The organism is Streptomyces sp. NPDC104381, assembly GCF_055583745.1.
On record NZ_JBVJNK010000006.1, the window covers coordinates 320,208 to 344,693 of the forward strand.

Genomic DNA, 24,486 nt, shown 5'->3' on the forward strand with positions numbered 1-24,486 from the left:
GTCTCCCCATCCGCCCCCGCAGGGGCGATTCTGGCTCTCCACCCGCGTCGAAGGGGACCGCAATGGTGTTCCACAGCGAGTACGCAGACGTCCCGCCCCTCGAAACACCCATCCACGAAGCGGTCCTCGGGAACGCCGCGGACTTCGGTGACACACCCGCGCTGATCGACGGCACCAACGGGATGACCGTCACCTACGGCCAGCTCGACACCTTCCACCGGCGCATCGCCGCCCACCTCGCCGCGAACGGCCTGCGCAAGGGCGACGTCCTCGCCCTGCACAGCCCCAACACGATCGCCTACCCGCCCGTCTTCTACGGGGCGACCCGGGCCGGCGCCACCGTCACCACCATCCACCCGCTCGCCACCCCCGAGGAGTTCGCCACACAGCTGGCGGACGCCGGTGCCCGCTGGATCGTGACCGTCTCCCTCCTCCTCGACGTCGCCCGCAGGGCCGCCGAACTGGCCGGCGGCGTCCAGGAGATCTACGTCTGCGACCAGGCCGAGGGCCACACCTCCGTACTCGACATGCTGGGCACCGACGCCCCCGAACCCGACATCACCTTCGACCCCGCCGAGGACATCGCCGTCCTCCCGTACTCCTCCGGGACGACCGGCACCCCCAAGGGCGTGATGCTCACCCACCGCTCCATCGCCACCAACCTGGAACAGCTGCGGCCCCTCGTCCCCCTCGGCGGGAACGAACGCATCCTCGCGGTCCTGCCCTTCTTCCACATCTACGGGCTGACCGCCCTCATGAACGGGCCGCTGCGCTACGGCGCCACGGTCGTCGTCCTGCCCCGCTTCGACCTCGCGCAGTTCCTCGAAACGATCCAGACCCACCGCATCACCGGCCTGTACGTCGCCCCGCCCATCGTCCTGGCCCTCGCCAAGCACCCGCTCGTCGGCGCGTACGACCTCTCCTCGATCGACTACATCGTCAGCGCCGCCGCACCCCTGGACGCCGAACTCGCCGTCGCCTGCTCGGAACGGCTCGGCGTCCCCGCCGTACGGCAGGCCTACGGCATGACGGAACTCTCGCCCGGCACCCATGTCGTCCCCCTCGACGCGGAGAACCCGCCGCCCGGCGCCGTCGGAAAGCTGCTGCCCGGCACCGAGATGCGGATCGTCTCGCTCACCGACCCCGGGATCGACGTCGGCGACGGCACCGACGGCGAGATCCTCATCCGCGGCCCCCAGGTGATGAAGGGCTACCTCGGCCGCCCCGACGCCTCGGCCGCCATGATCGACGAGGACGGCTGGCTGCACACCGGCGACGTCGGCCGCGTCGACGCGGAGGGCTGGCTGTACGTCGTCGACCGGGTCAAGGAACTCATCAAGTACAAGGGCTACCAGGTCGCACCCGCCGACCTGGAGGCCCTCCTCCTCACCCATCCCTCGATCGCCGACGCCGCCGTCATCGGCGTCCACGACGCCGACGGCAACGAGGTCCCCAAGGCCTACCTGGTCCGCGGGCCCGGCGGCGGCGACCTCACGGAGGACGACGTCATCGCGTACGTCGCCGAGCGCGTGTCCCCGTACAAGAAGGTCAGACAGGCCGCGTTCATCGAGGCCGTGCCCCGCGCGGTGTCCGGCAAGATCCTGCGGCGCGAGCTGCGCGACCGGGAGAAGCAGCGATGACCCTGGCAGCCACCCTCCACGAGCGCGGAATCACCACGCTCACCCTCGACTCCCCGGCCAACCGCAACGCGCTCTCCGCCCGCCTCGTGGGCGAACTCACCGAGGCCCTCGCCCACTGCGCGGCCGACGCCGCCGTACGGGCCGTCGTCCTCACCCACACCGGCACCACGTTCTGCGCGGGCGCCGACCTGACCGCACCACCCGAACCCGCCGCGTTCGTCGGCCTGATGCGCGCGATCGTCGCCCTGCCCAAACCCGTCGTCGCCCGGGTCACCGGGCACGTACGGGCCGGCGGCCTCGGGCTCCTCGGCGCGTGCGACGTCTCGGCGGCCGGGCCGGACGCCACCTTCGCCCTCACCGAATCCCGCCTGGGCCTCGCCCCGGCCGTCATCTCCCTGCCCCTGCTGCCCCGCATCGACCCGCGCGCCGCCACCCGCTACTACCTCACCGGGGAACGCTTCGACGCGGCCGAAGCCGCCCGGATCGGCCTCATCACGCTCGCCGCCGGACCCGAGGAGGTGGACAAGGCACTCGAACCGGTACTCGACGGACTCCGCAGAGCCTCGCCCCAGGGGCTGAAAGCCTCCAAGGAGCTGGTCACGGCTACTGTGCTGAAGAGTTTCGACAGTCACGCCGAAGACCTCATCGCCCGCTCGGCAGCGCTCTTCGCCTCCGACGACGCACGGGAGGGGATGACGGCCTTCCTGGAACGACGGGATCCCCCATGGGTGCTGTGACACCCCCCAGAACCCCCGCCGCGAACCCTCCCGCCGCGAAGTCCTCCGCCAAGTCCCCCAAGCAGGACCGCAGCCGCGCCACCCGGCAACGGCTGCTCGAAGCCGCGGTCGCCTGCCTCGCCGAACACGGCTGGGCGGGCTCCACGGTCTCCGTCGTCGCCGAACGCGCGGGGGTCTCACGCGGCGCGGCCCAGCACCACTTCCCCACCCGCGAGGACCTCTTCACCGGCGCCGTCGAGTACGTCGCCGAGGAACGCTCCGCCGCCCTGCGCGCCCTGCCCGTCCAGGGCCGCACGGCGGTGGTCGCCGCCCTCGTGGACCTCTACACGGGCCCGCTGTTCCGGGCCGCGCTCCAACTCTGGGTCGCCGCCTCCAACGAGGCCCAGCTGAGGCCCCGGGTCACCGAACTCGAAGCCCGCGTGGGCCGCGAGACCCACCGCATCGCCGTGGAACTCCTCGGCGCGGACGAATCCCGCCCCGGCGTACGCGAGACGGTCCAGGGCCTCCTCGACATGGCCCGCGGCCTCGGCCTCGCCAACCTGCTGACGGACGACGGCGCGCGCCGCGAGAGGGTGGTCACCCAGTGGGCCGCCCTGCTGGACGGGGAGCTGGGCCGAGGACCACGCGTCGGGGGGACACGCCCTGGTCCCGCCCCCTAAAGTCGCCGCATGCGACGACTTACGGGACTCGCGACGGCCGGGATCGCGGCTCTGGCCTGGGGCGAGTGGCTGCACCGGCGCTGGTCCCGCACTCTCGTGGGGGACGGCGCCGGGGTTTCGGAGGCCGTGGTGGTCCTGGGATACCGGAATCCGCAGACCACGGCGAACGCGATCAACCGGTGGCGCGTCCGCGCCGGGATCCGCTCCGTCACGGGTGACGGCGCTCAGGACACCCGCGTGGTCTTCAGCGGCGGCGCGGTCGGCGGCGACGCCGCGAGGCCCGGCTGATGGTCGACTACGCGACGTCGGTGCTCGGGTTCGACGGCACCGTACTCGTCGAGGACCGGAGCGGGACGACGTGGGAGAACATCACGAACGTGATCCCACTCGTCGAGGACGTGGACCGCATCAAGATCGTCTCCCAGCCGGCTCACGCGCTCAAGGCCCGCGCGTACCTTCGGCGGCAGCGCCCCGACCTCGCGGCACGGCTGGTGCGCGCGGACGACTACCGCCCCGGCGAGTGGATCCTCGTCAAACCGCTGCTGGCTCTGTACGGGCTACGGACACTCCGCGTCCTCACGGCCGAGGAACGGAGGGCCCGCCGCGGACGTCCGGCGGTGTCGAGGGCCGGTTCGCCGACGGCTCCCGCAACGGGCCGGGGCGAGGCGCACGTTCCGTAGCGCCTCGCCCCCGTGTACGTGAAACGGCCGACCGGGCGTTCGCGCTCAGTTCCCCAGGTCCGCCAGCTGGTCGTAGCCCTCGATCGAGCGGGGGTCGCGGGTGCCGGGGCCGACGTACGTCGCCGAGGGGCGCACCAGGCGGCCCGTCCGCTTCTGCTCCAGGATGTGCGCCGACCAGCCCGCCGTGCGGGCGCAGCTGAACATCGACGTGAACATGTGCGCCGGGACCTCCGCGAAGTCCAGCACGATCGCCGCCCAGAACTCGACGTTCGTCGCCAGCACCCGGTCCGGGCGGCGGGCGTGGAGCTCTTCCAGGGCCGCCTTCTCCAGGGCCTCCGCCACCTCGAAGCGCGGTGCGGCCAGCTCACGGGCCGTACGGCGCAGGACGCGGGCCCGGGGGTCCTCGGCGCGGTAGACGCGGTGGCCGAAGCCCATCAGCCGCTCACCCTTGTCCAGCGCCTGCTTCACGTACGCCCGGGCGTCGCCCGTCCGCTCGATCTCCTCGATCATGCCGAGCACCCGGGACGGGGCCCCGCCGTGCAGCGGGCCCGACATCGCGCCGACCGCCCCGGACAGCGCCGCCGAGACGTCCGCGCCGGTCGAGGCGATGACACGGGCGGTGAACGTCGAGGCGTTCATCCCGTGCTCGGCGGCCGACGTCCAGTAGGCGTCGACGGCCTTGACGTGCTTCGGGTCCGGCTCACCGCGCCAGCGGATCATGAACCGCTCCACCACGGACTCCGCCTTGTCGATCTCGCTCTGCGGGACCATCGGCAGCCCCTGGCCACGGGCCGACTGGGCGACGTACGACAGGGCCATCACGGCGGCGCGGGCGAGGTCGTCGCGCGCCTGCTGGGCATCGATGTCGAGCAGCGGTTTCAGGCCCCACACCGGGGCCAGCATGGCCAGCGCGGACTGCACGTCGACCCGGATGTCGCCGGAGTGCACGGGGATCGGGAACGGCTCGGCCGGCGGCAGACCGGGGTTGAACGCCCCGTCCACCAGCAGACCCCAGACGTTGCCGAACGACACATGACCGACGAGGTCCTCGATGTCGACGCCTCGGTAGCGGAGCGAGCCGCCTTCCTTGTCGGGTTCGGCGATCTCCGTCTCGAACGCGACGACTCCTTCAAGTCCGGGTACGAAGTCGGACATCGGGCGGCTCCCTCGACTCGGCGGCTGCGACACGGCCACGGAGGCCGTTCCACGATACTGGCGGGTTACCACGACGCGGGGAAGGGTGACGTCCGGCACAGCCCGCGCGGCTCGCGGACCGGGGATCGAGCCCCTCCCTGGGGGATTCCGGCCCGCTGCGGCAGGATGGCCCCGTGCCCACAGCAGATGCCACTCCGTCCTCCGCTTCCGCCTCCTCTCGCGTCCCGTCATCCGATTGCACCACCGATCCGGCCGCGATGCGCGAGCAGTACCGCTCCGAGGACTTCAGCGAGAAGGACCTCGCCGCGGACCCCATGGACCAGTTCGCCCACTGGTTCCGCCAGGTCGCCGGGGGCGGCGCGCTGCACGAGCCGAACGCGATGGTGGTCTCCACGGTCGGCCCCGGAGGCCGCCCGTCGTCCCGGACCGTCCTGCTCAAGCACTACGACGACCGCGGCTTCGTCTTCTTCACCAACTACGGATCCCGCAAGGGACGCGAGCTCACGGCGAACCCGTACGTCTCGCTGCTCTTCCCCTGGCACCCGCTCGCCCGCCAGGTCATCGTCACCGGCACCGCGGCCCGCGTCGGGCGCGAGGAGACCGTCGCGTACTTCCGCACCCGCCCCCACGGCTCCCAGCTGGGCGCCTGGGCCAGCGACCAGTCGACGGTGGTCGGTTCCCGCCAGGAGCTGGTCGACCGCTACGAGGAGCTCGCCGCCCGCTACCCGGAGGGCGAGAAGGTCCCCGCACCGCCGCAGTGGGGCGGCTTCCGCGTCGTACCGGACGCGATCGAGTTCTGGCAGGGCCGCGAGAACCGCCTGCACGACCGGCTCCGCTACGTCCGCGAGACCCCGGCCGCGGACTGGCACGTGGAGCGCCTCTGCCCGTGAGCGGCCCGCCCCGCTCCCGCCCCGTACACGCAGAAACCCGCAGGCTCTGGTCCCTCCTTGCGGAGGAGCCGGCCGGACTTACCGGCGAGCCTGCGGGTCGGTGACTGCTTGGGATTGGCCGGCGTCCGGCCTGCACTGCAAAGAGCGCGACGACGGGCGTCAGCCCGCAGCCACCTCACGAGTCCGAGAAGAAATCACTTCCGGAACACCTCCTTTCTTCGCTGCCCACAGCCTAGGAACGCCCCCCGGCACGACACAAGCGAATTAACGGATCCCTCGGTGGACACCGGATTTCCTGGAAGTGGCTGTGTGGTGGCTCACGTTCGAGTTCAATGGTCTGACGTGCGGCAATGCGGAAAGCGAAGCGGAATACGCCCTGCGGGAGGTACGGAGTGAGTGCTTCCAGGAGCACCGGGACCACCGACGCACTCGGACCCGACGAGGACCCGGGGAACGACCCCGGCAACGACCCCGGGGGCGATCCCGGGAGGGAGCCGTCGGCGGCCGCGATCCCGGGGTCCCGGCTTCTCGCCGCGCTGCTCGACGGCATGGACGCCGCGCTCTGCGCGTTCGACGCCCAGGGCACCATCACCCACTGGAACCGTGAGGCCGAGCGGATCCTCGGCTGGACCGCCGCCGAGGCCGTCGGACGGCGGGGATTCGCGGGGTGGGCCGTGCGGCGCGCGGACGCCGGGGACGTGCAGGGGCGGCTGCTGGCCGTGATGGAGGCGCCGGGGCGGCAGGTCCACGAGTTCGCGCTGCTGCGCAAGGACGGCGGGCGTGTCCTCGTGCGGACCCAGTCGTCGGGGGTGCGCGGTGAGGACGGGAAGCCCGCCGGGGTGTACTGCGCGTTCAGCGAGGTGCACGCGCAGATCGACCTGGAGCGGTCCATCGCGCTCAGCGAGGCCCTGTTCGAGGACGCGTCCTGGGGTGTCGTCGCCGTCGACGTCGACCTGCGCCCGACCGTGGTCAACGCGTACGCCGCGCGGGCGCTGGGCGGCGGGCGCACCACGCTGCTGGGGCGCCCGCTGGGCGAGCTGATCGTCCGGGGCGTCGAGGACCTGGAGGGCGCGCTCCAGCATGTGCTGGCCGAGGGCGCGCCGTCCGCGCCGGCCGAGCTGTGGGTGACCCTGCGGACCGCCGAGGGCGAGCGACGGCGCTGCTGGCGCAGCGGGTTCCTGCGGCTGGCCTCGCCGCTGGCGGAGGAACCCGTGCCGCTGGGGGTGGGATGGCTGTTCCGGGACGTCACGGCGGCGAAGCTCGCCGAGCAGGACGCGAACCGGGTGCGGTTCCGCTCCAACCAGCTGCACCGGGCGGCCCGCCAGGCGTCGGAGTGCGAGGACCCCATGGAGGCGGCGACGACGTCGCTGGACTACGCCCTGGCGGGGTTCGCCGACCATGTGGTGGTCGACCTGCTGGAGGACCAGGCGGTGGGGGAGAAGCTCGTACGGGCCGCGTCCACGCCGTCCGACGCCCCGGGGCCGTGCCTGCCGGTCTCCGGCGGCTCGCTCCCCGTGCGGTACACGCCGGGGCATCCGGCCCTCCAGGCCGTGGAGCGTACGGGCTCCGTCCGTGCCGTGGCGCCGGCGGGTGCGGGGGAGGCGTGGGCGGTGGAGCACCAGTGGCCGGGCGACTCGGTGCACGCGCTGTGCGCGGTGCTGCGGAGCCGGGGACGGACGCTGGGCGTGGTGACGTTCCTGCGGGCGGCGAGCCGGGGCGCGTTCGAACGGCCCGACGTGATGTACGCGGAGAGTGTGGCGGTCCGGGTCGCCTCGGCGGTCGATCTGGCCCGGCTGACGGCGGAGCCGGGGGCCTGAGGGGGGCGGGGCACAGCGCCTCGGCGCCGGGCCGTGCGACGCAGGGCCGTGCGGGGCGCCGGCCGGCCCCGGGTCGCTCAGTGCCGGTAGAAGATGCGGTCGCCGTACTCCCGCATCACGCGCCCGTTCCACTCGTGGCCGCCGTCGACGTTGCCCGAGCGCAGCAGCGGCGGCTCGATCCCCCGGGCGACGAGCTCCTCCGCCGCGGTGGCCATCATGGCCTGCATCAGGGCGCTGGTGACGACGGTCGACGCGGGTGCGAACGGCGCCTCGACGCCCTCCGCGCTCAGCTCCGCGTCACCGATCGCGATCTTGCTGTCGAGCACGATGTCGCAGTGGTCCCGGAGGAATCCGCCCGAGACGTGCCGGGACCTGGTGCCCGTCGTGTACGCGACCGAGGTGACGCCGACGACCGTCAGCCCGAGCGCCCGGGCGTTCTGCGCCATCTCCACGGGCAGTGCGTTGCGCCCGGACAGGGAGATGATCACCAGGAGGTCGCCGGCCCGGGCGGGGCTGGAGTCGAGCACGGCGCTCGCCAGGCCGTCCACCCGCTCCAGCGCGGAGCCGAGTGTGGCCGGCATGACGTCGACGCCGACGGTGCCCGGTACGGCGAGCAGGTTCATCAGGGCCAGTCCGCCCGCGCGGTAGACGACGTCCTGGGCGGCGAGCGAGGAGTGCCCGGCACCGAACGCGAAGAGCCGGCCGCCCGCGGCGACGGTGTCGGCGATGGCGGCCCCCGCGGCGGCGATCGATCCGGACTCCTCGTCGCGCACCCGCTCCAGCAGGCCGATCGCTGCGTCGAAGAACTGACCGGCGAGCTTGCTGTCGCTCATCGAGGAGGCCTTTCCTGCGGGGGTGTGGGGCGGGGCGGGGGTCCGTGCGGTGCCCGTGTCGCGGATCACGTTGCGGTCTGGACCAGTGGGCTGTCAATAGCGCTCGGGGCGGGCCGTGGGGACGGACTCCCGACGGCGGGGCACGGTTGTCGGTGCCATGCGTCAGAATTGGTGCAGGGCCATCGCACGACGACTTCATGTCACAGCATCGAGGGGCACGTATGTCCGGACTGATCGATACAACGGAGATGTATCTCCGCACCATCCTCGAGCTCGAAGAGGAAGGCGTGGTCCCCATGCGCGCCCGCATCGCCGAACGGCTGGACCAGAGCGGTCCGACGGTCAGCCAGACGGTGGCGCGTATGGAGCGGGACGGGCTGGTCCAGGTCGCGGGCGACCGCCATCTGGAGCTGACCGAGGAGGGGCGCCGGCTGGCGACGCGGGTGATGCGCAAGCACCGCCTCGCCGAGTGTCTGCTCGTCGACGTCATCGGCCTGGAGTGGGAGCAGGTCCACGCCGAGGCCTGCCGCTGGGAACACGTGATGAGCGAGGCCGTGGAGCGCCGGGTTCTGGAGCTGCTGCGGCACCCGACGGAGTCTCCGTACGGGAATCCGATCCCGGGACTGGAGGAGCTGGGCGAGAAGTCCGAGGCCGATCCGTTCCTGGACGAGAGCATGGTGAGCCTGGCCGAGCTGGACCCGGGCTCGGAGGGCAAGACCGTGGTGGTGCGCCGGATCGGGGAGCCGATCCAGACCGACGCACAGCTGATGTATTCGCTGCGGCGGGCGGGCGTGCAGCCCGGTTCGGTCGTCAGCGTGACGGAATCGGCGGGCGGGGTGCTGGTCGGTTCCAGCGGTGAGGCGGCCGAGCTGGACGCCGAGGTCGCCTCGCACGTCTTCGTCGCAAAGCGCTGAGCAGCGCGTTCATGCGCACCGGTGACCTGCCCGCACGTGCAGGCGCCGGTGCGGATGCACGTGCAGATGTGGGCGGGTAAGCCCGCTTTCCGTTTTCCGTCCGGAATCGCAGCGCCCGGGCGAAACGCGTGCCAGGCTGTGGCCAGGCATATGACCTGAGGGTGCCGGCAGAGGCTGCCGCGCGGTCGGGGAGGGAGCAGGGAATGCGCCCGTCGCACTGGCACGTGCACCATGAGGTGGCTGCCGGGCTTTCCGGTGCCCCTGTTCGAATCGCCCCGGAGGGCCTCGGCCCCGCTCCGGTGGCCCGCCGGGCTGTTCCGGCGACCCGTCGGCCCGCTCCGGTGACCGGCCGCCGAGCCCTCTCCATGACCCGCCCTGAGCGCGGACCCATTCGTTCCGCGACGGCGGAAGGCCCCGCCGCCCGAGGGCGCCGGGGCCGGTCCTCCCCTGTGCTGACCTGGAGCCCCGAGCTCTCGAGGTCAGTCCCCGCGGACCCCTGTCCCCGAGTGGTCCGCTTCCCGGTGAAGGTCTCCCCTGAGGGGCCGTCGCCAATCCTGAACCGCTGTCACTCAAACGTGGGATGTTGCGAGCCGGAAGCGAGTTTTCGAATAAAGGTTCGATAGTCTGGCGGGCACGCACACGGTGATCGAGGACGAGAAGGGGGTGCCAGAACCTATGGTGCGGCGCATCGATGTGACCGGATCGGACGGTGTACGCCTCGCGGCCTGGGAGTTCGCCGATCCGCCCAAAGGGCGCGCGGAGGCCGGGCACGCCCCCGGGGTGTTAATGCTCCACGGGCTGATGGGCCGGGCCACGCACTGGGCCTCCACCGCCCGCTGGCTCTCCGAGCGGCACCGGCCGGTCGGTCTCGATCAGCGCGGCCACGGGCGCAGCGACAAGCCGGCCGACGGGTCGTACACCCGTGACGCCTACGTCGCGGACGCCGAGGCCGCGATCGAACAGCTCGACCTCGGCCCGGTCACCCTGATCGGGCACTCGATGGGCGCGCTCACCGCCTGGCAGCTCGCCGCGAAGCGCCCCGACCTCGTCAAGGCCCTGGTCATCTGCGACATGCGGGCGTCCGCGCTGGGAGCGGCCTCGCAGCGCGAGTGGCAGGACTGGTTCAACTCCTGGCCGCTCCCCTTCGCGACGCTCGCCGACGTACGGAAGTGGTTCGGCGAGGACGACCCCTGGGTGGAGCGGCCCAACCCCTCGCGCGGTGAGTTCTTCGCGGAGGTGATGGCCGAGAGCTCCGACGGCTGGCGGCCCGTCTTCTCCCAGGAGCAGATGCTGACGTCCCGGGCCACCTGGGTGTACGACGCCCACTGGGAGGAGCTGGCGCAGGTGCGCTGCCCCACCCTCGTGCTGCGCGGGATCGACGGCGAGCTGGGCAGGGCCGAGGCCCAGGAGATGGTCCGCGTCCTGCCGCGCGGGCAGTACGCGGAGGTGGAGGACGCCGGCCATCTCGTCCACTACGACCGGCCGGAGGACTGGCGCAGGGCGGTGGAGCCCTTCCTGGAGCGCCTCGGCGACGGGTTCCGGGACGACAGGGAAGCCGTCAGTCCCTGAGCGCCCGGCGGCCGCCCTCAGCCCTTGCTCACCGCCGCCAGGATCTCCGGGAGCCGGCCCGCCGCGCGCGGTGCCGCCAGCCGTACGCCCAGCCACCCGATGAACGCCCCGTACACCGCGCCCACCGGCAGCAGCAGCCACAACTGGTCCTGGTGGTCCGCCACATGCAGCCAGATCGTCAGGGCGATCACGGGACCGCTGAGCACCGCGGCCGCGATCATCCCGCCGAAGATGGAGATCCAGGCGAGCCCGGCCTGGCCCGGCACGACGTTCTTGAACGCGCCGTCCTGCGGGATGGAGTACGGGAACTGCGCCGAGGCCAGAGCGCCCGTCGCCAGCATCGCGCCCAGCAGGGCGAACGACAGCCCCATGGCCCCCGGCAGCGCCGTCCAGTTCCCGAGCACCGCGGCCGTCACCACCGTCACCAGGACCGTGTACGGGAGGGTGATCAGCAGCAGCGCCAGGGCCCGCGCCCGGAGTTCGAGATAGGCGTCCCTGGTCGAGGAGACCGACAGCGCCACCATCCAGAAGGCGGAGGTGTCCTGCCCGAACTGGTTGTACATCTGCATGCCGAGCATCCCCGCGGCGAAGCACGCGAAGTAGACCGACCCGGACCCCTGCACCGCGTTGAGCACCGGCACGATCATGCCGATCGCCAGCGCCGTCACCCAGGACGCCTTGGTCTTCGGATCGCGTACGACATAGCGCAGGCTCCGCTGCATCACCGGGGCCGTGCGCCCCTCGGGGAGCAGTGAGAAGAGCCCGGAGCGGGAGCCGTCCCCGCCCGCCCTGCGGGCCGACGGCTCGGCGGCGGCGAGCGTGGAGCCGTCCGGCGACGTCATCAGCTTCACCAGGCTCCGCTGCCACAGCCACATCAGGCCGCCCAGCGCGAGCACGGTGACCAGCAGCTGGCCGAGCGCCGTCCCGTACGCCCCTTCGGATGCGGACCCCACGGCGCCCGGAGCCGAGGCCGGCGGCAGCCAGCGCACCACGTCCGCGAGCGGTTCCAGCGAGGACAGCCCGCCCGCCCGGCCCAGACGCTGCGCGCCGAAGTTCACGAACTGGATGCCCACCGCGATCACCAGCCCGCTGAGCACCGCCAGGTCGCGGCCCTTGCGCGAGGTCAGCAGCCGGATGTTGGCCGTGGCGACGGACCGGGCCAGCGCCACACAGATCAGCAGCGTCAGCGGCACGGCGAGCACACCGAAGGCCACGGCGGCGGCGCCGTGCGCCACCGCGATCACCGAGCCCAGGGCCAGGGCGAGCGTGAAGAGCGGCCCGATCCCGATCAGCGAGGACACCAGCAGCGCCCCGATCAGCGGGCGGGGCCGCAACGGCAGCATCACCAGCCGGCTCGGGTCCAGGGTCTCGTCACCGCTCGGGAAGAACAGCGGCATCACCGCCCAGCCGAGCGCCACGACCGCCGTCAGCAGCACCACCAGGGTGCCCGCCTGCGCATGGCCGCGGAGCGCGATCAGGCCGATCACCTGGGCCACCGCGAACAGCAGGGTGACGACGAGGGAGGCGATGTAGGCGGCCCGCCGCCCGGACGACTGGCGCAGGCCGTTGCGCAGGAGCGTCAGCTTGAGCCGTACGAAGACGGGGACGATGCCACGGCCGGGCACGGCCGGGACGGCGGAACCCGCGGGGGCGTCCAGCACCGTCATCGGGCACCGCCCAGCCAGTCCAGGGAGTCACCGGTGTCCCGGGCGCCCGCGCCGACGAGCTCCAGGAAGGCGTCCTGGAGCGAGGCCGCGTCCCCGCGCACCTCGGTCAGCGTGCCCTGGGCGCGGATCCGGCCCGCCGCCATGACGGCCACCCAGTCGCACAGGGACTCGACGAGCTCCATCACATGGCTGGAGAACACCACGGTCGCTCCGGAACGCGTGTAGCGCTCCAGCACCCCCCGGATGGTCTGCGCCGACACAGGGTCGACGCCCTCGAACGGCTCGTCGAGGAACAGCACCTCGGGGTTGTGCAGCAGCGCGGACGCCAGCCCGATCTTCTTGCGCATGCCGGTGGAGTAGTCGACGACCAGCTTGTGCTGCGAGCCGGCGAGGTCCAGTACGTCCAGGAGCTGGGTGGCCCGCTTGTCCACCTCGGCGCCCGGAAGTCCGCGCAACCGCCCGGTGTAACCGAGGAGTTCGCGCCCGGAGAGCCGCTCGAAGAGGCGCAGGCCCTCCGGCAGCACCCCGATCCGGGACTTCACCTCGACCGGGTCACGCCATACGTCGTGGCCGCCGATCTCGATCCGCCCCATGTCGGGCCTGAGCAGCCCGGTCACCATCGAGAGCGTGGTCGTCTTCCCCGCGCCGTTGGGGCCGACCAGGCCGATGAACTTGCCCGCGGGCAGGTCGAGATCGATCCCGGCGACCGCGACCTGCTCCCCGAACCGCTTCCACAGCCCCTCCACCCGTACGGCGGGCCGTGGCGCCGCGGCCACGCCCGCCGTGTCGGTCCCGCCCGCACTCTCCACCTGGTCCGGCATGGCACTGCCTTTCGATATCCCCGCGTGTGGGGACCACCCTACGAAAGACGGGTACGGGCGTCGGCCGCCTCCCGCGCGCAGGCGTACGCCAGCGGGCTGATCAGCTGGTCCGCGTCGGGCAGCCACAGATCGGCGCGGGAGGGGCGGCGGGCCCACTGCACCGCGCCGCGGCCGGCCACCCGGGTCGGCGGCGCGGCCACGTAGTGCCCCTCGCCGCGCCCCACCAGGCCGATCGCGGCACTGTCCCAGCCCAGCTCCCGTACGAGCGCGGGAGCCTGGGCCGCCGCGCCCGGCAGGGCGAAGAACAGCATCCGCCGGTCCGGGGTGCGGGTCACGGGGCCCGGAGCGAGGCCCATCCGCTCCATCCGCGCCAGCGCCAGGAAGCCGGCGGGCTCCGGCACGTCCAGGGCGTCGAAGGTCCGGCCGGCCGGCAGGAGGACCGACGCCCCGGGCTGCCTCGACCACATCCGGCGCGCGGCGGCGGCGCTGCCGGTCGCCAGCCCCGCCCAGTCGGGCCGGTCCGGATGGGCCCCGGGAGCGGCGCAGCCGGCGTCACCGCACGAGCAGCGCTCCGTCCCTCCGGCGGCCACGAGCCAGGTGCCGGGAAACACGTCCCAGCGGCGTTCCCCGGCGTACCAGGCGGCGGCGTCGAGCAGCTGTTCACCTCGCTGTTGGGGGACCCGGGCGGCTTCCGTCACTCCGATGAGCTCTTCCACGCCCCGCTCAACTCCCTTTGCCGACAGGGGTTACGGGCGCGCGTGCGCCCTTCCGGAGGGATCGATCCTGCACGCGGGGCGCACGGGTGCACGGCCGGGGGCGCGTGGGAGGAAAGGCACCGATGTGCGGGTAACCAGGTGCAGAACTGTGCCAACTCGCCACCGCTCGTACCCGATACAGATGAATATGCGCATTTCTTGTGTCGTGCCGGGCAGTGATCCCGTCGTCGGATCACTGCGGTCTCAGGGGGAAACATGGCAGCCAGGCCTCTCGTCGCCCGCCAGCCGAACGAACGGCTCCAGACGCTCATCCAGGAGGCGGCGTGCTCCAACGCCGGTCTCGCCCGCCGGGTCAACATGGTCGGGGCGGAGCGGGGGCTCGACCTGCGCTACGACAAGACCTCCGTGGCCCGCTGGCTGCGGGGGCAGCAGCCGCGCGGGAGAGCGCCGGGGATCATCGCCGAGGCGATCGGGCGCAAACTCGGCCGCACGGTCACGATCGACGAGATCGGCATGGCCAACGGCAAGAGCCTGGCCTCCGGCGTCGGCCTGCAGTTCGCGCCGACCGTGCTCGGTGCCGTCGAGCAGGTCTGCGAGCTCTGGCGCAGCGACGTGGGCCGCCGCGACCTGTTGTCCGGATCGGCGGTGGCCGCCTCCGCCCTGGTCGAGCCCAGCCGTGACTGGCTGATCACGGGCGCCGACCCGCAGGTGGCGCGGACGGCCGGGAGCAGGGTCGGGATGCCGGACGTGGCGGCGGTGCGGGCGATGACGGCCGCGCTCGTCGACCTGGACCACCGCTTCGGCAGCGGACATGTGCGGCCCGTCCTGGTGCACTACCTCAACAGCGTGGTGTCCGGGCTGCTTTCGGGCTCGTACCGCGAATCGGTCGGCCGTGAGCTGTTCGGCGCGGTCGCCCGGCTCACGGAGCTCGCCGGGTACATGGCCGTGGACACCGGCCAGCCCGGCCTCGCCCAGCGGTACTACATCCAGGCGCTGCGGCTGGCCCAGGCGGCCGGCGACCGGGCGTACGGGGGCTATGTGCTGGCCGCGTCGATGAGCCACCTGGCGGCCCAGCTCGGAAACCCGCGTGAGATCGCCCAGTTGGCGCGGGCCGCGCAGGAAGGGGCGCGGGGCCGGGTGACCCCGCGGGCGGAGGCGATGTTCCACGCGGCGGAGGCCCGGGGGCACGCGCTGATGGGCGACGCCCGCACCTGCCAGGCCGCGGCCGCCCGGGCGCTGGCCGCGCTGGACCAGGCCGACCCGGAGAAGGGCGACGACCCGGACTGGATCAGCCACTTCGACGCGGGCTACCTCGCCGACGAACTGGCCCACTGCCACCGTGACCTGGGACAGGCCGAGCCGGCCGCCCGCCGGGCGAAGGAGGCCCTGGCCGCCCTCCCGGAGTCCCGCACCCGGCGCCGTGGCATCGGCCTGGTGCTCCTGGCCACGGCGCAGGTGCAGCAGCGCGAGGTCGAGCAGGCCTGCCACACGGGGCTGCGGGCGATGGAACTGCTGGGTACGGTCCGCTCCAGCCGGGGTGCCGAATATCTCGACGACCTCCAGCAGCGGTTGGAGCCTTACGCCGACCGGCCCGCGGTACGGGAGTTCGGCGCCAGGCTGGAGTTGCAGGCCGCCTGACCGGCGTATTCGGCGAGTTGACCATGAACAGCGCCGTGGGTGCCGCATGTGTTACCCGCGGTGTGAAGGGGTGGTGAGCGCTCCTGGGCGCTTGGCGCCGGGCTCCGGACACCCGGTAGCGTGAGCCGACGATTCCATAGGTTCACACGTAGGAGTCCCGGTGACGCAGAGCGGACAGGGTGACGAGCGGCAGCTTCCCGCTGTACGGCCCGCGCACGAAGGTGTCGTGCTGCCCGCGGAGGGTGGTGCCCCCTGGACCCCGGGGGGTCCGGCGAGCGGGCAGCCGGACCAGGCCGCCCCCGCCGGCGGCCAGCCGTGGGGCCAGCCCTGGGGGCCGGGCGCCGCGCACCAGGACGGTCCGGGGCAGCTGCCACCGGAGCAGCACCAGCAGGGTGGCTACCAGCAGCAGGGGCAGTACCAGCCCCCGCAGCAGCCGTACGCCGCCCAGCCCGGCCCCTACCAGCAGGAGTCGTACCAGCAGGACGGGTACCACCAGCAGCAGTACGCCCAGCCCCTGCCTCCCGAGGCCGCGCCCACCGGGCACGGCATGGGGCAGGGCGGGGACGCGGACGCCACGCAGTACATCGCGCCCGTCCCCGGCGGCCCCCTCCCCGGGGGACTGCCGCCCGAGCGCCAGGCGGAGTCCACCCAGTACCTGGGGCAGTCCTCCGGCGCCTCCGGCCAGTCGTCCGACGCCGACGCGACCCAGTACATACCCCCGGTCCCCGGCGGCGCCCCGTACGGGATCCGGCCGGGAGCCCCCGGTGACCGGCAGCCGCCCGCGGAGTTCGACAGCCTCTTCCGCAGCGACGAGCCCGCGGGCGCCACGCAGCAGATGCCCCGCTTCGACGGGCCCCCGCAGCAGCGACGGCCCCAACCGGGGCCGTCGGCCGCCCAGCAGCCGCCGCAGGCGTACCAGCCGGGCCCCCAGGGCTTCCACGGCGGACACGGCGGCCACGACGCGGGCGGGCAGGACCAGGGCGGTGACGAGCCGCGCAGGCGGTCCGCGCACATCCCGCTCATCGCGGCGGTCGTCGTCGGCTGCGCCGTCATCGGGCTGGGCGCCGGAGCCCTGATGAGCGGGGGCGACGACAAGACCTCGGACGACAAGCAGCCGGTGGCCGCGCAGAGCTCATCCGCGGGCGAGGCGTCCCCGAAGGCCGCCGACGACCCCGCCGAGCCCCAGGCCCAGGAGCTCGACAAGCTCCTCGCGGACAGCAACAACAGCCGCTCGGCCGTGATCAGCGCCGTGGAGAAGATCAAGACCTGCCGCGAACTCGACCAGGCGGCCACCGACCTGAAGGGCGCCGCGACGCAGCGCCGGGGCCTGGTGACCCGGCTGGAGGCGCTGAGCGTCGACCAGCTCCCGAAGAACGCCGAGCTGAAGGACTCCCTCACCAAGGCGTGGCAGGCGTCGGCGGAGGCCGACGACCACTACGCCACGTGGGCGGGCCAGGCCAAGGACAACAAGAAGGTCTGCAAGGGCGGCAAGGCCCGTTCGACCGACGCGACCGCCAAGGCCGGTGCGTCGAGCAGCGACGCGACCATCCAGAAGCGCAAGGCCTCCGGGCTGTGGAACGCCATCGCGCGGAAGTACGGGCTCACCGAGCGGGCCCCCACGCAGCTCTGACGCGGCGGCGAGCGGTTCCCCGGCGGCCGCCGGGGAGCCGGAGGCGGGGCGGCCGGGTGGCCGTCAGCCGCCGGGCCGGGCGTCCACGAGGGTCTCCGTGACGTCCACGAAGCCCTTCTTCTCCGCGGTCAGCCGCCCCTGGCGGACCACCTGGAACGTCACCCGGCCGTTGACGATGCGCCCGTAGGCGGCCGTGCCGACCATGTCCTGGAAGCGCCAGCGCAGGACCGGGGTCAGGCCGCCGGTGTCCACCTCGGTACCGCGGTTGAGGCTGACGGAGATCCCGCCCGCCGTGATGTCGGGCCGGTCCATCGCCTCGACGACCGCCCTGAGCGCGGTGTAGGCGATCCACGTCGTCTGCACGCCCGGGTCCGTGGGGTCGATCCGGTTGTCCCCGAAGGCGTACTTCCCGATCACCTCCCGCATCTCGTTCCAGCGCGAGTCCCCGGACTCCGGGTACCAGCCCGTGACGAGGGCCCCCTCGAAGGGGCTGGACGGGCCGCCCGACCGGTTGATGAGGCCCTGCCCGACGCTGCCGAGCACGGACGAGATCCGCACCTCGCTGCCCTCGGGTTCGAGCCGGCGGAAGGAGTCGAAGAACGTCTCCGTGCCCTGGCCGAGCACCGCGGTCACACAGCCGTCGCCCGCCTTGTCGAGAGCCCTGGCCGCCTCGGAGTCGTACGAGGTGGCTCCCTCCGCCGCACTGATGTCGTACGGCGCCGGGCGGTCGCTCCGGCCGAGGGCCGCGTCGAGGAGGCCGGGCATGCTGTCGCCGACCAGCGTGTCGGGCCGCACGAGCGACACCCGCTCGCAACTGGCCGCCAGCTGCTCGCCGTTGCCCGCCATGAGCGCCGGCTGCCCGCCGTTGACCGGGTAGGAGAGATAGCTGGTGAACTCGTCGGACGAGGCGCCGTACCCGCCGATGTACGGGATCCCGGCCGCCTCCAGGGGCGCGAGGAACGCCCGCCCGTGCCGGCTGTACGAGCCGACGACCGCGGCCACCTCCGCGTCGGCCGCCCGCCGGGCGCACTTCGAGGCCCCGGCCGAGGTGTCCTGCTCGTTGCAGGTGAGCACCCGCAGCTCGTGGCCGTCGATCCCGCCGTTCTCGTTGATCCAGCGTGCGTAGGTCCTCGCCATGGCGGGCATGCCCGCCATGTTCACGGTGTCGGTGCCGGTGGTGTCGGGGGCCCAGGTCATCACGGTAACGGGCTCCCTGGATCCCCCCGAGGCTCCAGGAACGACGCCGCAGCCGGACATCAGCAGCGCCCCGGCCGCCACCGTTGTGAGGAACCTGTAGGGGCGGGGGGAGGTGAGGCGTCGCCATCCGGTCATGGGCATGAACCTTTGCGGTCCCCGGGTAACGCCTCGGTGCGGGGCGGTCGACGCACGGTGACGTGGAGGTGAATTACGGGGGGCCGCGCACGGCCCCGGGGAGGGAACGTACGATCGGCAACCGTGCAGCAAGGTTCGGAGAACACTTCCCGTCGCGGCCGTCGCTCCTCCACCATGGGCGGCATGCCGCTCAACGACATGCCGTGGTGGCGCTGGCGCAGCAACGTGCGCTCGGCGCTGCACATGCTCTCCGACCCCGTCTTCCACCACGAGTGCTGGCTCGCCGGCCGGGAAGGGTACGGCGACGTCACCGACGCCGTGTACCGCCTGGTCGAGGACACCTGGCTGGACAACTGGTCCGCCGAGAAATACGTGGGGACGATCTTCCGCGACTCCGCGGAGGCCGCCCTCGTGGACGTCGCCGCGCTGCGGGTGCTGCGCATCATGCACCAGATAGGCGCGGACGCCCCCGTCTCCGCCTACCTGGAGCATCCGGGCTGGCAGGAGGCGGTCGTCGCCGCCCGCGAGGCCCATGTGATGCTCGCCACCAACGACGCGGAGGACCCCGACACCCCGCCGCGCTCCCTGGACGTGCTCCGCATCATGACCAGATCGGCGTGACCTGCGGACGGTGTGGCACCCTACGGGGATGACCGCGCCGCAGCCCGCCGAATCCGTATCCGCTGCCTCGGACACCGCCGCCGAGCAGTACGTCCTCACCCTGTCCTGCCCCGACAAGCAGGGCATCGTGCACGCCGTGTCGAGCTACCTCTTCATGACCGGCTGCAACATCGAGGACAGCCAGCAGTTCGGCGACCACGACACCGGTCTCTTCTTCATGCGCGTCCACTTCTCGGCGGACGCCACGGTCACCGTGGACAAGCTGCGCGCCAGCTTCGCCGCGATCGGGGACTCCTTCCGGATGGAGTGGCAGATCCACCGGGCGAGCGACCGGATGCGGATCGTGCTGATGGTCAGCAAGTTCGGGCACTGCCTCAACGACCTGCTGTTCCGCTCCCGCACCGGCGCGCTGCCCGTCGAGATCGTGGCCGTGGTCTCCAACCACACGGACTTCGCCGAACTCGTCGCCTCGTACGGTGTCCCCTTCCGGCACATCCCCGTGAACCGGGAGAACAAGCCGGAGGCCGAGGCGCAGCTGCTGGAGCTGGTCCGCGGGGAGAACGTCGAGCTCGTCGTCCTGGCGCGCTACATGCAGGTGCTCTCGGACGACCTCTGCAAGCAGCTGAGCGGCCGGATCATCAACATCCACCACTCCTTCCTGCCGAGCTTCAAGGGTGCCAAGCCCTACCACCAGGCCCATGCCCGCGGTGTGAAGCTGATCGGTGCGACGGCGCACTACGTGACCGCCGACCTCGACGAGGGGCCGATCATCGAGCAGGAGGTCGAGCGCGTCGGCCACGGCGTCACGCCGGACCAGCTCGTGGCCGTGGGGCGCGACGTGGAGTGCCAGGCGCTGGCCCGCGCGGTGCAGTGGCACGCGGAGCGGCGCATCCTGCTCAACGGCCGCCGCACGGTCGTCTTCCCGTAAGGGGCCCCGCGCTCAGAGCCTGCTGAGGGAGGCCGCGGCGAACAGGACGTCGCGGATCGCCTCGCGGTCGCCCTCCTGACCGGCCGCCGCCTCGGCCGGCGGCACATGGCCGGCGACCAGCCGGCAGAACTCCACCCCGTCGAGCGCGACCTGCGCGACCGCGTGGTCGGGGGAGCCCAGGGCGGCCGGTGAGTCCAGCGCGATGTACCAGTCACCGCCGCCACGGCCCTCGACCTCCAGGTGGAGGGAGCGGCCCGGGGACCCGGCGGTGACCAGGTGGCGGGCCGGCGCGGCCAGTCCCGCACGGCGGCGCGCGGCCAGAGTGGCGGGCAGCAGCCGGGCCGCCAGGTCGATCATCCCGTGGAGATGGGCGGCGGCGGGCGGCTCGTAGGGGTAGTCCACCGCGTCCGCGATGTCGCCACCGTGCACCCAGCACTCGAAGGCCCGCTCCAGGAGCGAGTCCTGCAGCGGCAGGGCGAAGTGCCCGTACGGGACGGAGAGCTCCGAGACGCCCCGGCCGGCGAACGACACCGTGCGGACGAGGGAGTGGCTCTGGTCACGCCAGGGGTCCCGTACGGTCCGGGTGGGCGGCCTGCGGGCGGCCGACCAGTACGTCTCGGTGCGCTCCGTGGGCGGCAGCGGCTTGTCGCCCCCGCCCAGCGGGTCGTCCAGGCCGAGCGCCTTGGACACCAGCCCGTCGACGGCCGTCAGATGGCTGATCACCCCGGCGACCGTGGTCTTGCGGTTCACCTGACGGTCGCCCTCGAACCACTTCAGCCGCACCGGCGCGTGCCACTCCGCGTCGCCGATGTCGCGCAGCAGCGCGTCGAGCCGCGCGGTCTCGGCGTCGTACGGGGCGGCCCAGGACGGCACCGGGATCCGGGCGGGCCGGCGGCCGAGACAGCCCTCCAGGACGCGGGACCGGAGCATCGGGTCCAGGTCCAGGGTGCCGTCGGTGTGCAGCAGCCCCACCGCGTCGCGCAGCCGGTGCGCCTCGGCGGCGCAGGGCGCGCACGAGGTGAGGTGCTCGTCGACGGCCGCCGTCTCCTCGGCGGAGCAGGCGGCCAGGGCCCAGGCGCCGAGGAGGGACTTCAGCACCTTGTGCGGCAGCGGCGGGGCGGGCGGCTCCGGCTGGCCGGGCGGCTCCGGAGGTTCGGGAGGTTCGGGCGGCTCCGGCGGGGGCGGCGGTGCGGGCGGCTCCGGCGGGGGCGGCGGTTCCACGCCCGCCGGCCGGGCCGGGGGCAGCCTCTCCCGGTCGTCGGCGGCCGGCCGGGGGCCCGGTATGCGCCGCTCGACCGGCGGGCGCTCCCCGTCGCGGCCGTCGCCGCCCTGGGCCCCGTTCACGGCGTCGGTCCGTAACCGGGAGGCGCGGAGTCCGCCGACGGCCGGGTGTTCGCCGTGGAGAGCAGCTGGAGGCCGAGCCGCAGCCGGCGCCTGGCCTCGTCCCCGGTGACCCCGAGGTCGGCGGCGGCCTGCCGGTAGTCACGGCGCTGTACGTACGCGAGCTCCAGGGCGGCACGCAGCGGCGCGGGCATGGAGGCGACGATGTAGTCGGCCCGGGCCGCCGCGGTGGCCCTGAGGACCCGGCGCTCCAGCTCCTCGGCGCGTACGGCCGCGTCGGGCCCCTCCGCGCCGTCGTCCGTGTCGCGGAGCCGCTGCACCGAGCGGCGGTGGGTGAGCCGCGCCACCCAGGAGCGCATCGAGCCGTGCTTGGGGTCGTAGGCCTCGGGGTTCTCCCAGACGTAGCCGAAGACCTCGCGCGTGACCTGGTCCGCGGCGTCCTCGTCGTCCAGCATGCGGTGGGCCTGGCTGTGCACGAGGGCGGCGAACCGGTCGTAGAGCTCACCGAGGGCGGCCGCCTCGCCACGCGCAAGACGCTGCTGCATCCTGCGGTCCCAGCGCGGTGGTGCGTCCTTCACCATCCAGCCCCCAGCCCTGTGCCTCTCGTCGTGTCGAATGTAGTCGGCGGCATGGCCGGAGCACGCACCTTTGCGGCAAGTACGTCCCTCACGTGGCGCCGAATGATAGGGAATGCTTCACCCCTTGCCCTTTCCTGATCGCGTAAACGATCCTGAAGTGATCATTTCTGGATGGAACCTGTGCCAGGCCGGTGGGCGGAAGGGTGTTTCGCGGGCCGGGAAGCGGGCAGCCGCGAGGAGGAACGGAAACTTCCGGATCCTCCGGAGCCCCGGACGAGAGGCCGAGTCGCGTGACGCTGAAGGTGTACGAGACCGAGCAGGACGCCTGGACCGTGCTGCGGATCCACGGCGAGCTCGACCTCGTGAGCTCACCCGTCGTGCGCCAGTCCGTCCACGAGGCGGTGGCCGAGGGGCGGCACGACGTGATCCTCGACCTCTCCGGCGTGCTCTTCTGCGACTCCAGCGGGGTCGGCGTCCTGATCGCCTCCCGCCGCCTCATGAAGTCCTGCGGCGGCCGGCTGCGGATCGTCCTCCCGGCCCGTGGCGCGGTCGACGGCTCGCACGTCAACAAGGTGCTCGGCGCGCTGGGCGTACGCCGGCTCTTCGACGTCTACCCCGACTCGGACGCCGCCACCGACGACGAGTTCCGGCCGCTCAGCGCGTGACCACGGGCCCGGCACGCCGGACCGGCGCCAAGTTGTCACACTCCTGAACAGGCTCGGTGACACGTGACGCCGCTCGGCGTCGTACGCTCCCTCGCATGGACAGCGCAGAGTACGAGCGCAAGATCGCGCACCGGTTCGCCGCCTTCGACCAGGACGGCAACGGCTACATCGATCGCGCCGATTTCAACGCCGCGGCGGCCCGGCTGCTCGCCGAGTTCGGTACGACGGCCCGCTGCGACCGGGGCCAGTCGCTCTACACGGGCGCAGAGGCCTTCTGGCAGGGCATGGCGGGCATCGCCGACGTGGACGGGGACCAGCGCGTCAACCGCCAGGAGTTCGTCGGCGGCGCCGTGAAGCGGCTGCGCGACAGCCCCGAACGCTTCGCGGAGATCGCGCGGCCCTTCCTGCGCGCGGCGATCGCCGTCGCCGCGGGCAAGGACCCCGAGGGCGCGGGCCCCGTCTCCGCCCCGGTCGCCTCGGTGGAGCGCGCCCTGCGGGTGCTGGGAGCCGCGGACGACATCGCGAGCGTCGCCGCCCGGAGCCTGGACACCGACCAGGACGGCCGGATCGGCGAGGCGGAGGCCGTCGCCGCCTTCTCCGCCTACTTCACCGTGATCGAGCCCGACGCCTGAGCGACACGCCCCGGGGCAACACGCCCAACCTCACGACCAGTTCGCGCTCGTCCGCAGCCCGGCCCCGGCCTCTCCGGTGCCGGGCCGCGGTGCCGGTCCCGGGGTGGTCGTGGCTGACGGGGGGCGCACGGGCCGTGCCGTGCGGGTGACGCAGCGCATCCGGAGAGCGAGTGCGCCCCCGGGGCGGTCCGTCACCGGGCGGAGTCGTGGGTCCGCGCTCGGGTACGCTCCGTTGGATGCGAGTGGTACTGGAACCGGAGGATCCGGGTACGGCCCCTGAGGTCGCCCCGGGCACCGCGCGGTGTCCTGCTCGCGACCCATGGAGCTGCGACGGGCCCGCCGGGGACCCGGTCCCCGGGGCGCCGGCGCGGCTCTGTTCGACTCACCGCGGCACGCGTCGCACAGTATGGACCACGCGTACTCCTTCGCGCTGGAATATGCCCGAAGCGCTTGTTGCGGTGACTGTACGTCAACCATGCTGTCTCACAGGGGAGTCACGTTCCGTGACCCTGAGGAGGCGCTAGGCGATGTGTCCGCCGGTTCGGATGGTGTGAGCGGTGCAGGTGCTTCAGGTTCAGCTGGAGGTCGGGCCGGATCCCGCGGAGGTGGGACGGGCCCGCAGATGGGCGCGTTCGCGCCTGATCGGTTCCGGGATGGAGGACGACGAGCCGCTCGCGGAGACCCTGATCCTGCTGATCTCCGAGCTCGTCACCAACGCGGTGGTCCACACGGGCTGTCCGGCCGTGCTGCGGATGCTGTTCGGCTCGGCGAACCCGGCCGGCACCGCGAGGACCGTGCGGGTCGAGGTGGCCGACACCAGCTGCCGCCCGCCCCAGCCGCGCCACGCGGAGGGCGAGGACACCGGCGGGCGCGGACTGGAGCTGGTGGACGGCCTGGCGGACCGCTGGGGCTGGCAGCCGGAGGGCGCCGGCAAGCGGATCTGGTGCGAGATCGACCGCGGGGGGCCGGTGACGATCCCGGTGGTCCAGGAACAGCCCGGCGACCCGGCCCGCGCCTGAGGCG

22 protein-coding genes and 1 pseudogene are annotated in these 24,486 nt (G+C 72.9%); 15 read left to right on the plus strand and 8 right to left on the minus strand.

Translation table 11 applies throughout. The annotated features are described in order from the left end of the window. The first annotated feature begins 62 nt into the window (after positions 1-62). The 4 genes and pseudogenes from ACZ607_RS22585 to ACZ607_RS22600 all read left to right on the plus strand — a co-directional run. On the plus strand, positions 63-1,640 hold the full coding sequence (locus ACZ607_RS22585) for a 4-coumarate--CoA ligase family protein (RefSeq protein ID WP_469737206.1): 1,578 nt from the start codon (positions 63-65) through the stop codon (positions 1,638-1,640). Then, positions 1,637-2,377: an enoyl-CoA hydratase family protein gene (locus ACZ607_RS22590; protein ID WP_469737208.1), complete on the plus strand. Its 741-nt coding sequence runs from the start codon at positions 1,637-1,639 to the stop codon at positions 2,375-2,377. Before ACZ607_RS22585 ends, ACZ607_RS22590 begins: the two co-directional genes overlap by 4 nt. Beyond that, entirely contained in the window at positions 2,365-3,036 is a 672-nt protein-coding gene (locus ACZ607_RS22595) for a TetR/AcrR family transcriptional regulator (RefSeq protein WP_469737210.1), read from the plus strand. The genes ACZ607_RS22590 and ACZ607_RS22595 overlap by 13 nt, the downstream gene beginning before the upstream one ends. 9 nt (positions 3,037-3,045) lie before the next feature. Next, a pseudogene (locus ACZ607_RS22600) lies at positions 3,046-3,632 on the plus strand (YdcF family protein); the annotation flags it as partial. Between the two features lie 129 nt (positions 3,633-3,761). Here ACZ607_RS22600 and ACZ607_RS22605 read toward each other — a convergent pair. Further along, entirely contained in the window at positions 3,762-4,871 is a 1,110-nt protein-coding gene (locus tag ACZ607_RS22605; protein ID WP_469737212.1) for a citrate synthase 2, read from the minus strand. Between the two features lie 257 nt (positions 4,872-5,128). On the opposite strand from ACZ607_RS22605, the gene pdxH reads away from it, so the two are divergent. Beyond that, positions 5,129-5,761: a pyridoxamine 5'-phosphate oxidase gene (gene pdxH / locus ACZ607_RS22610; protein ID WP_469737214.1), complete on the plus strand. Its 633-nt coding sequence runs from the start codon at positions 5,129-5,131 to the stop codon at positions 5,759-5,761. Between the two features lie 392 nt (positions 5,762-6,153). After that, positions 6,154-7,578 carry a PAS domain-containing protein gene (locus ACZ607_RS22615; protein ID WP_469737215.1) on the plus strand — a complete coding sequence of 475 codons (1,425 nt, stop codon included), beginning with the start codon at positions 6,154-6,156 and terminating at the stop codon, positions 7,576-7,578. A 77-nt stretch (positions 7,579-7,655) separates the two neighbouring features. Here ACZ607_RS22615 and ACZ607_RS22620 read toward each other — a convergent pair whose 3' ends face one another. Next, on the minus strand, positions 7,656-8,411 hold the full coding sequence (locus ACZ607_RS22620) for an SIS domain-containing protein (protein WP_360361121.1): 756 nt from the start codon (positions 8,409-8,411) through the stop codon (positions 7,656-7,658). A 221-nt stretch (positions 8,412-8,632) separates the two neighbouring features. Between ACZ607_RS22620 and ACZ607_RS22625 the strand changes: the two genes are divergently transcribed. After that, the gene (locus ACZ607_RS22625) at positions 8,633-9,325 is read left to right on the plus strand and encodes a metal-dependent transcriptional regulator (RefSeq protein ID WP_469737217.1); all 693 of its coding nucleotides are present in this window, start codon (positions 8,633-8,635) and stop codon (positions 9,323-9,325) included. Between the two features lie 675 nt (positions 9,326-10,000). After that, complete coding sequence (locus tag ACZ607_RS22630; protein ID WP_469737735.1) at positions 10,001-10,894, plus strand: alpha/beta fold hydrolase; 894 nt, start codon at positions 10,001-10,003, stop codon at positions 10,892-10,894. 17 nt (positions 10,895-10,911) lie between these two features. Here ACZ607_RS22630 and ACZ607_RS22635 read toward each other — a convergent pair whose 3' ends face one another. From ACZ607_RS22635 to ACZ607_RS22645, 3 genes are read right to left on the minus strand one after another with little or no spacing between them, the layout of a single operon-like run. Further along, positions 10,912-12,561: a transporter gene (locus ACZ607_RS22635; protein ID WP_469737219.1), complete on the minus strand. Its 1,650-nt coding sequence runs from the start codon at positions 12,559-12,561 to the stop codon at positions 10,912-10,914. After that, positions 12,558-13,382 (minus strand): ABC transporter ATP-binding protein, encoded by an 825-nt coding sequence (locus tag ACZ607_RS22640; RefSeq protein WP_469737221.1) that lies wholly within the window; start codon positions 13,380-13,382, stop codon positions 12,558-12,560. Before ACZ607_RS22640 ends, ACZ607_RS22635 begins: the two co-directional genes overlap by 4 nt. A gap of 38 nt (positions 13,383-13,420) precedes the next feature. Next, entirely contained in the window at positions 13,421-14,098 is a 678-nt protein-coding gene (locus tag ACZ607_RS22645; RefSeq protein ID WP_469737223.1) for a bifunctional DNA primase/polymerase, read from the minus strand. Between the two features lie 255 nt (positions 14,099-14,353). Here ACZ607_RS22645 and ACZ607_RS22650 point away from each other — a divergent pair, with 255 nt between their 5' ends. Both ACZ607_RS22650 and ACZ607_RS22655 read left to right on the plus strand, forming a co-directional pair. Then, entirely contained in the window at positions 14,354-15,736 is a 1,383-nt protein-coding gene (locus tag ACZ607_RS22650) for a transcriptional regulator (protein WP_469737225.1), read from the plus strand. A 160-nt stretch (positions 15,737-15,896) separates the two neighbouring features. Continuing rightward, entirely contained in the window at positions 15,897-17,366 is a 1,470-nt protein-coding gene (locus ACZ607_RS22655; RefSeq protein WP_469737227.1) for a hypothetical protein, read from the plus strand. A 63-nt stretch (positions 17,367-17,429) separates the two neighbouring features. Here ACZ607_RS22655 and ACZ607_RS22660 read toward each other — a convergent pair whose 3' ends face one another. After that, positions 17,430-18,698, minus strand: coding sequence for an ABC transporter substrate-binding protein (locus tag ACZ607_RS22660; protein ID WP_469737229.1), 1,269 nt, complete (start codon positions 18,696-18,698; stop codon positions 17,430-17,432). Between the two features lie 174 nt (positions 18,699-18,872). Between ACZ607_RS22660 and ACZ607_RS22665 the strand changes: the two genes are divergently transcribed. Both ACZ607_RS22665 and purU read left to right on the plus strand, forming a co-directional pair. Further along, positions 18,873-19,319 (plus strand): SCO4402 family protein, encoded by a 447-nt coding sequence (locus ACZ607_RS22665; protein WP_033297487.1) that lies wholly within the window; start codon positions 18,873-18,875, stop codon positions 19,317-19,319. A 28-nt stretch (positions 19,320-19,347) separates the two neighbouring features. After that, complete coding sequence (gene purU / locus ACZ607_RS22670) at positions 19,348-20,247, plus strand: formyltetrahydrofolate deformylase (protein ID WP_469737231.1); 900 nt, start codon at positions 19,348-19,350, stop codon at positions 20,245-20,247. 12 nt (positions 20,248-20,259) lie between these two features. Here the strand turns inward: purU and ACZ607_RS22675 are convergent, their stop codons facing one another. Next, entirely contained in the window at positions 20,260-21,591 is a 1,332-nt protein-coding gene (locus ACZ607_RS22675; RefSeq protein WP_469737233.1) for a maleylpyruvate isomerase N-terminal domain-containing protein, read from the minus strand. Continuing rightward, a complete protein-coding gene (locus ACZ607_RS22680) occupies positions 21,588-22,169 on the minus strand; it encodes an RNA polymerase sigma factor (protein WP_469737235.1) in 582 nt (193 codons plus the stop codon). The genes ACZ607_RS22675 and ACZ607_RS22680 overlap by 4 nt, the downstream gene beginning before the upstream one ends. Positions 22,170-22,456: 287 nt before the next feature. Between ACZ607_RS22680 and ACZ607_RS22685 the strand changes: the two genes are divergently transcribed. The 3 genes from ACZ607_RS22685 to ACZ607_RS22695 all read left to right on the plus strand — a co-directional run bounded on the left by ACZ607_RS22685 (position 22,457) and on the right by ACZ607_RS22695 (position 24,482). After that, positions 22,457-22,831: an STAS domain-containing protein gene (locus tag ACZ607_RS22685; protein ID WP_469737237.1), complete on the plus strand. Its 375-nt coding sequence runs from the start codon at positions 22,457-22,459 to the stop codon at positions 22,829-22,831. A 95-nt stretch (positions 22,832-22,926) separates the two neighbouring features. Next, complete coding sequence (locus ACZ607_RS22690) at positions 22,927-23,463, plus strand: EF-hand domain-containing protein (RefSeq protein ID WP_469737239.1); 537 nt, start codon at positions 22,927-22,929, stop codon at positions 23,461-23,463. A gap of 557 nt (positions 23,464-24,020) precedes the next feature. Continuing rightward, complete coding sequence (locus ACZ607_RS22695) at positions 24,021-24,482, plus strand: ATP-binding protein (RefSeq protein WP_469737241.1); 462 nt, start codon at positions 24,021-24,023, stop codon at positions 24,480-24,482. The last annotated feature ends 4 nt before the right edge of the window (positions 24,483-24,486 follow it).

Bases quoted from the DNA above. Each gene is read 5' to 3' on its own strand.
- ACZ607_RS22585 (WP_469737206.1), top strand. From the start codon at position 63: ATGGTGTTCCACAGCGAGTACGCAGACGTCCCGCCCCTCGAAACACCC.
- ACZ607_RS22590 (WP_469737208.1), top strand. From the start codon at position 1,637: ATGACCCTGGCAGCCACCCTCCACGAGCGCGGAATCACCACGCTCACC.
- ACZ607_RS22595 (WP_469737210.1), top strand. From the start codon at position 2,365: ATGGGTGCTGTGACACCCCCCAGAACCCCCGCCGCGAACCCTCCCGCC.
- ACZ607_RS22605 (WP_469737212.1), bottom strand. From the start codon at position 4,871: ATGTCCGACTTCGTACCCGGACTTGAAGGAGTCGTCGCGTTCGAGACG.
- pdxH (WP_469737214.1), top strand. From the start codon at position 5,129: ATGCGCGAGCAGTACCGCTCCGAGGACTTCAGCGAGAAGGACCTCGCC.
- ACZ607_RS22620 (WP_360361121.1), bottom strand. From the start codon at position 8,411: ATGAGCGACAGCAAGCTCGCCGGTCAGTTCTTCGACGCAGCGATCGGC.
- ACZ607_RS22625 (WP_469737217.1), top strand. From the start codon at position 8,633: ATGTCCGGACTGATCGATACAACGGAGATGTATCTCCGCACCATCCTC.
- ACZ607_RS22630 (WP_469737735.1), top strand. From the start codon at position 10,001: ATGGTGCGGCGCATCGATGTGACCGGATCGGACGGTGTACGCCTCGCG.
- ACZ607_RS22635 (WP_469737219.1), bottom strand. From the start codon at position 12,561: ATGACGGTGCTGGACGCCCCCGCGGGTTCCGCCGTCCCGGCCGTGCCC.
- ACZ607_RS22640 (WP_469737221.1), bottom strand. From the start codon at position 13,382: ATGCCGGACCAGGTGGAGAGTGCGGGCGGGACCGACACGGCGGGCGTG.
- ACZ607_RS22650 (WP_469737225.1), top strand. From the start codon at position 14,354: ATGGCAGCCAGGCCTCTCGTCGCCCGCCAGCCGAACGAACGGCTCCAG.
- ACZ607_RS22660 (WP_469737229.1), bottom strand. From the start codon at position 18,698: ATGACCGGATGGCGACGCCTCACCTCCCCCCGCCCCTACAGGTTCCTC.
- ACZ607_RS22665 (WP_033297487.1), top strand. From the start codon at position 18,873: ATGGGCGGCATGCCGCTCAACGACATGCCGTGGTGGCGCTGGCGCAGC.
- purU (WP_469737231.1), top strand. From the start codon at position 19,348: ATGACCGCGCCGCAGCCCGCCGAATCCGTATCCGCTGCCTCGGACACC.
- ACZ607_RS22680 (WP_469737235.1), bottom strand. From the start codon at position 22,169: ATGGTGAAGGACGCACCACCGCGCTGGGACCGCAGGATGCAGCAGCGT.
- ACZ607_RS22690 (WP_469737239.1), top strand. From the start codon at position 22,927: ATGGACAGCGCAGAGTACGAGCGCAAGATCGCGCACCGGTTCGCCGCC.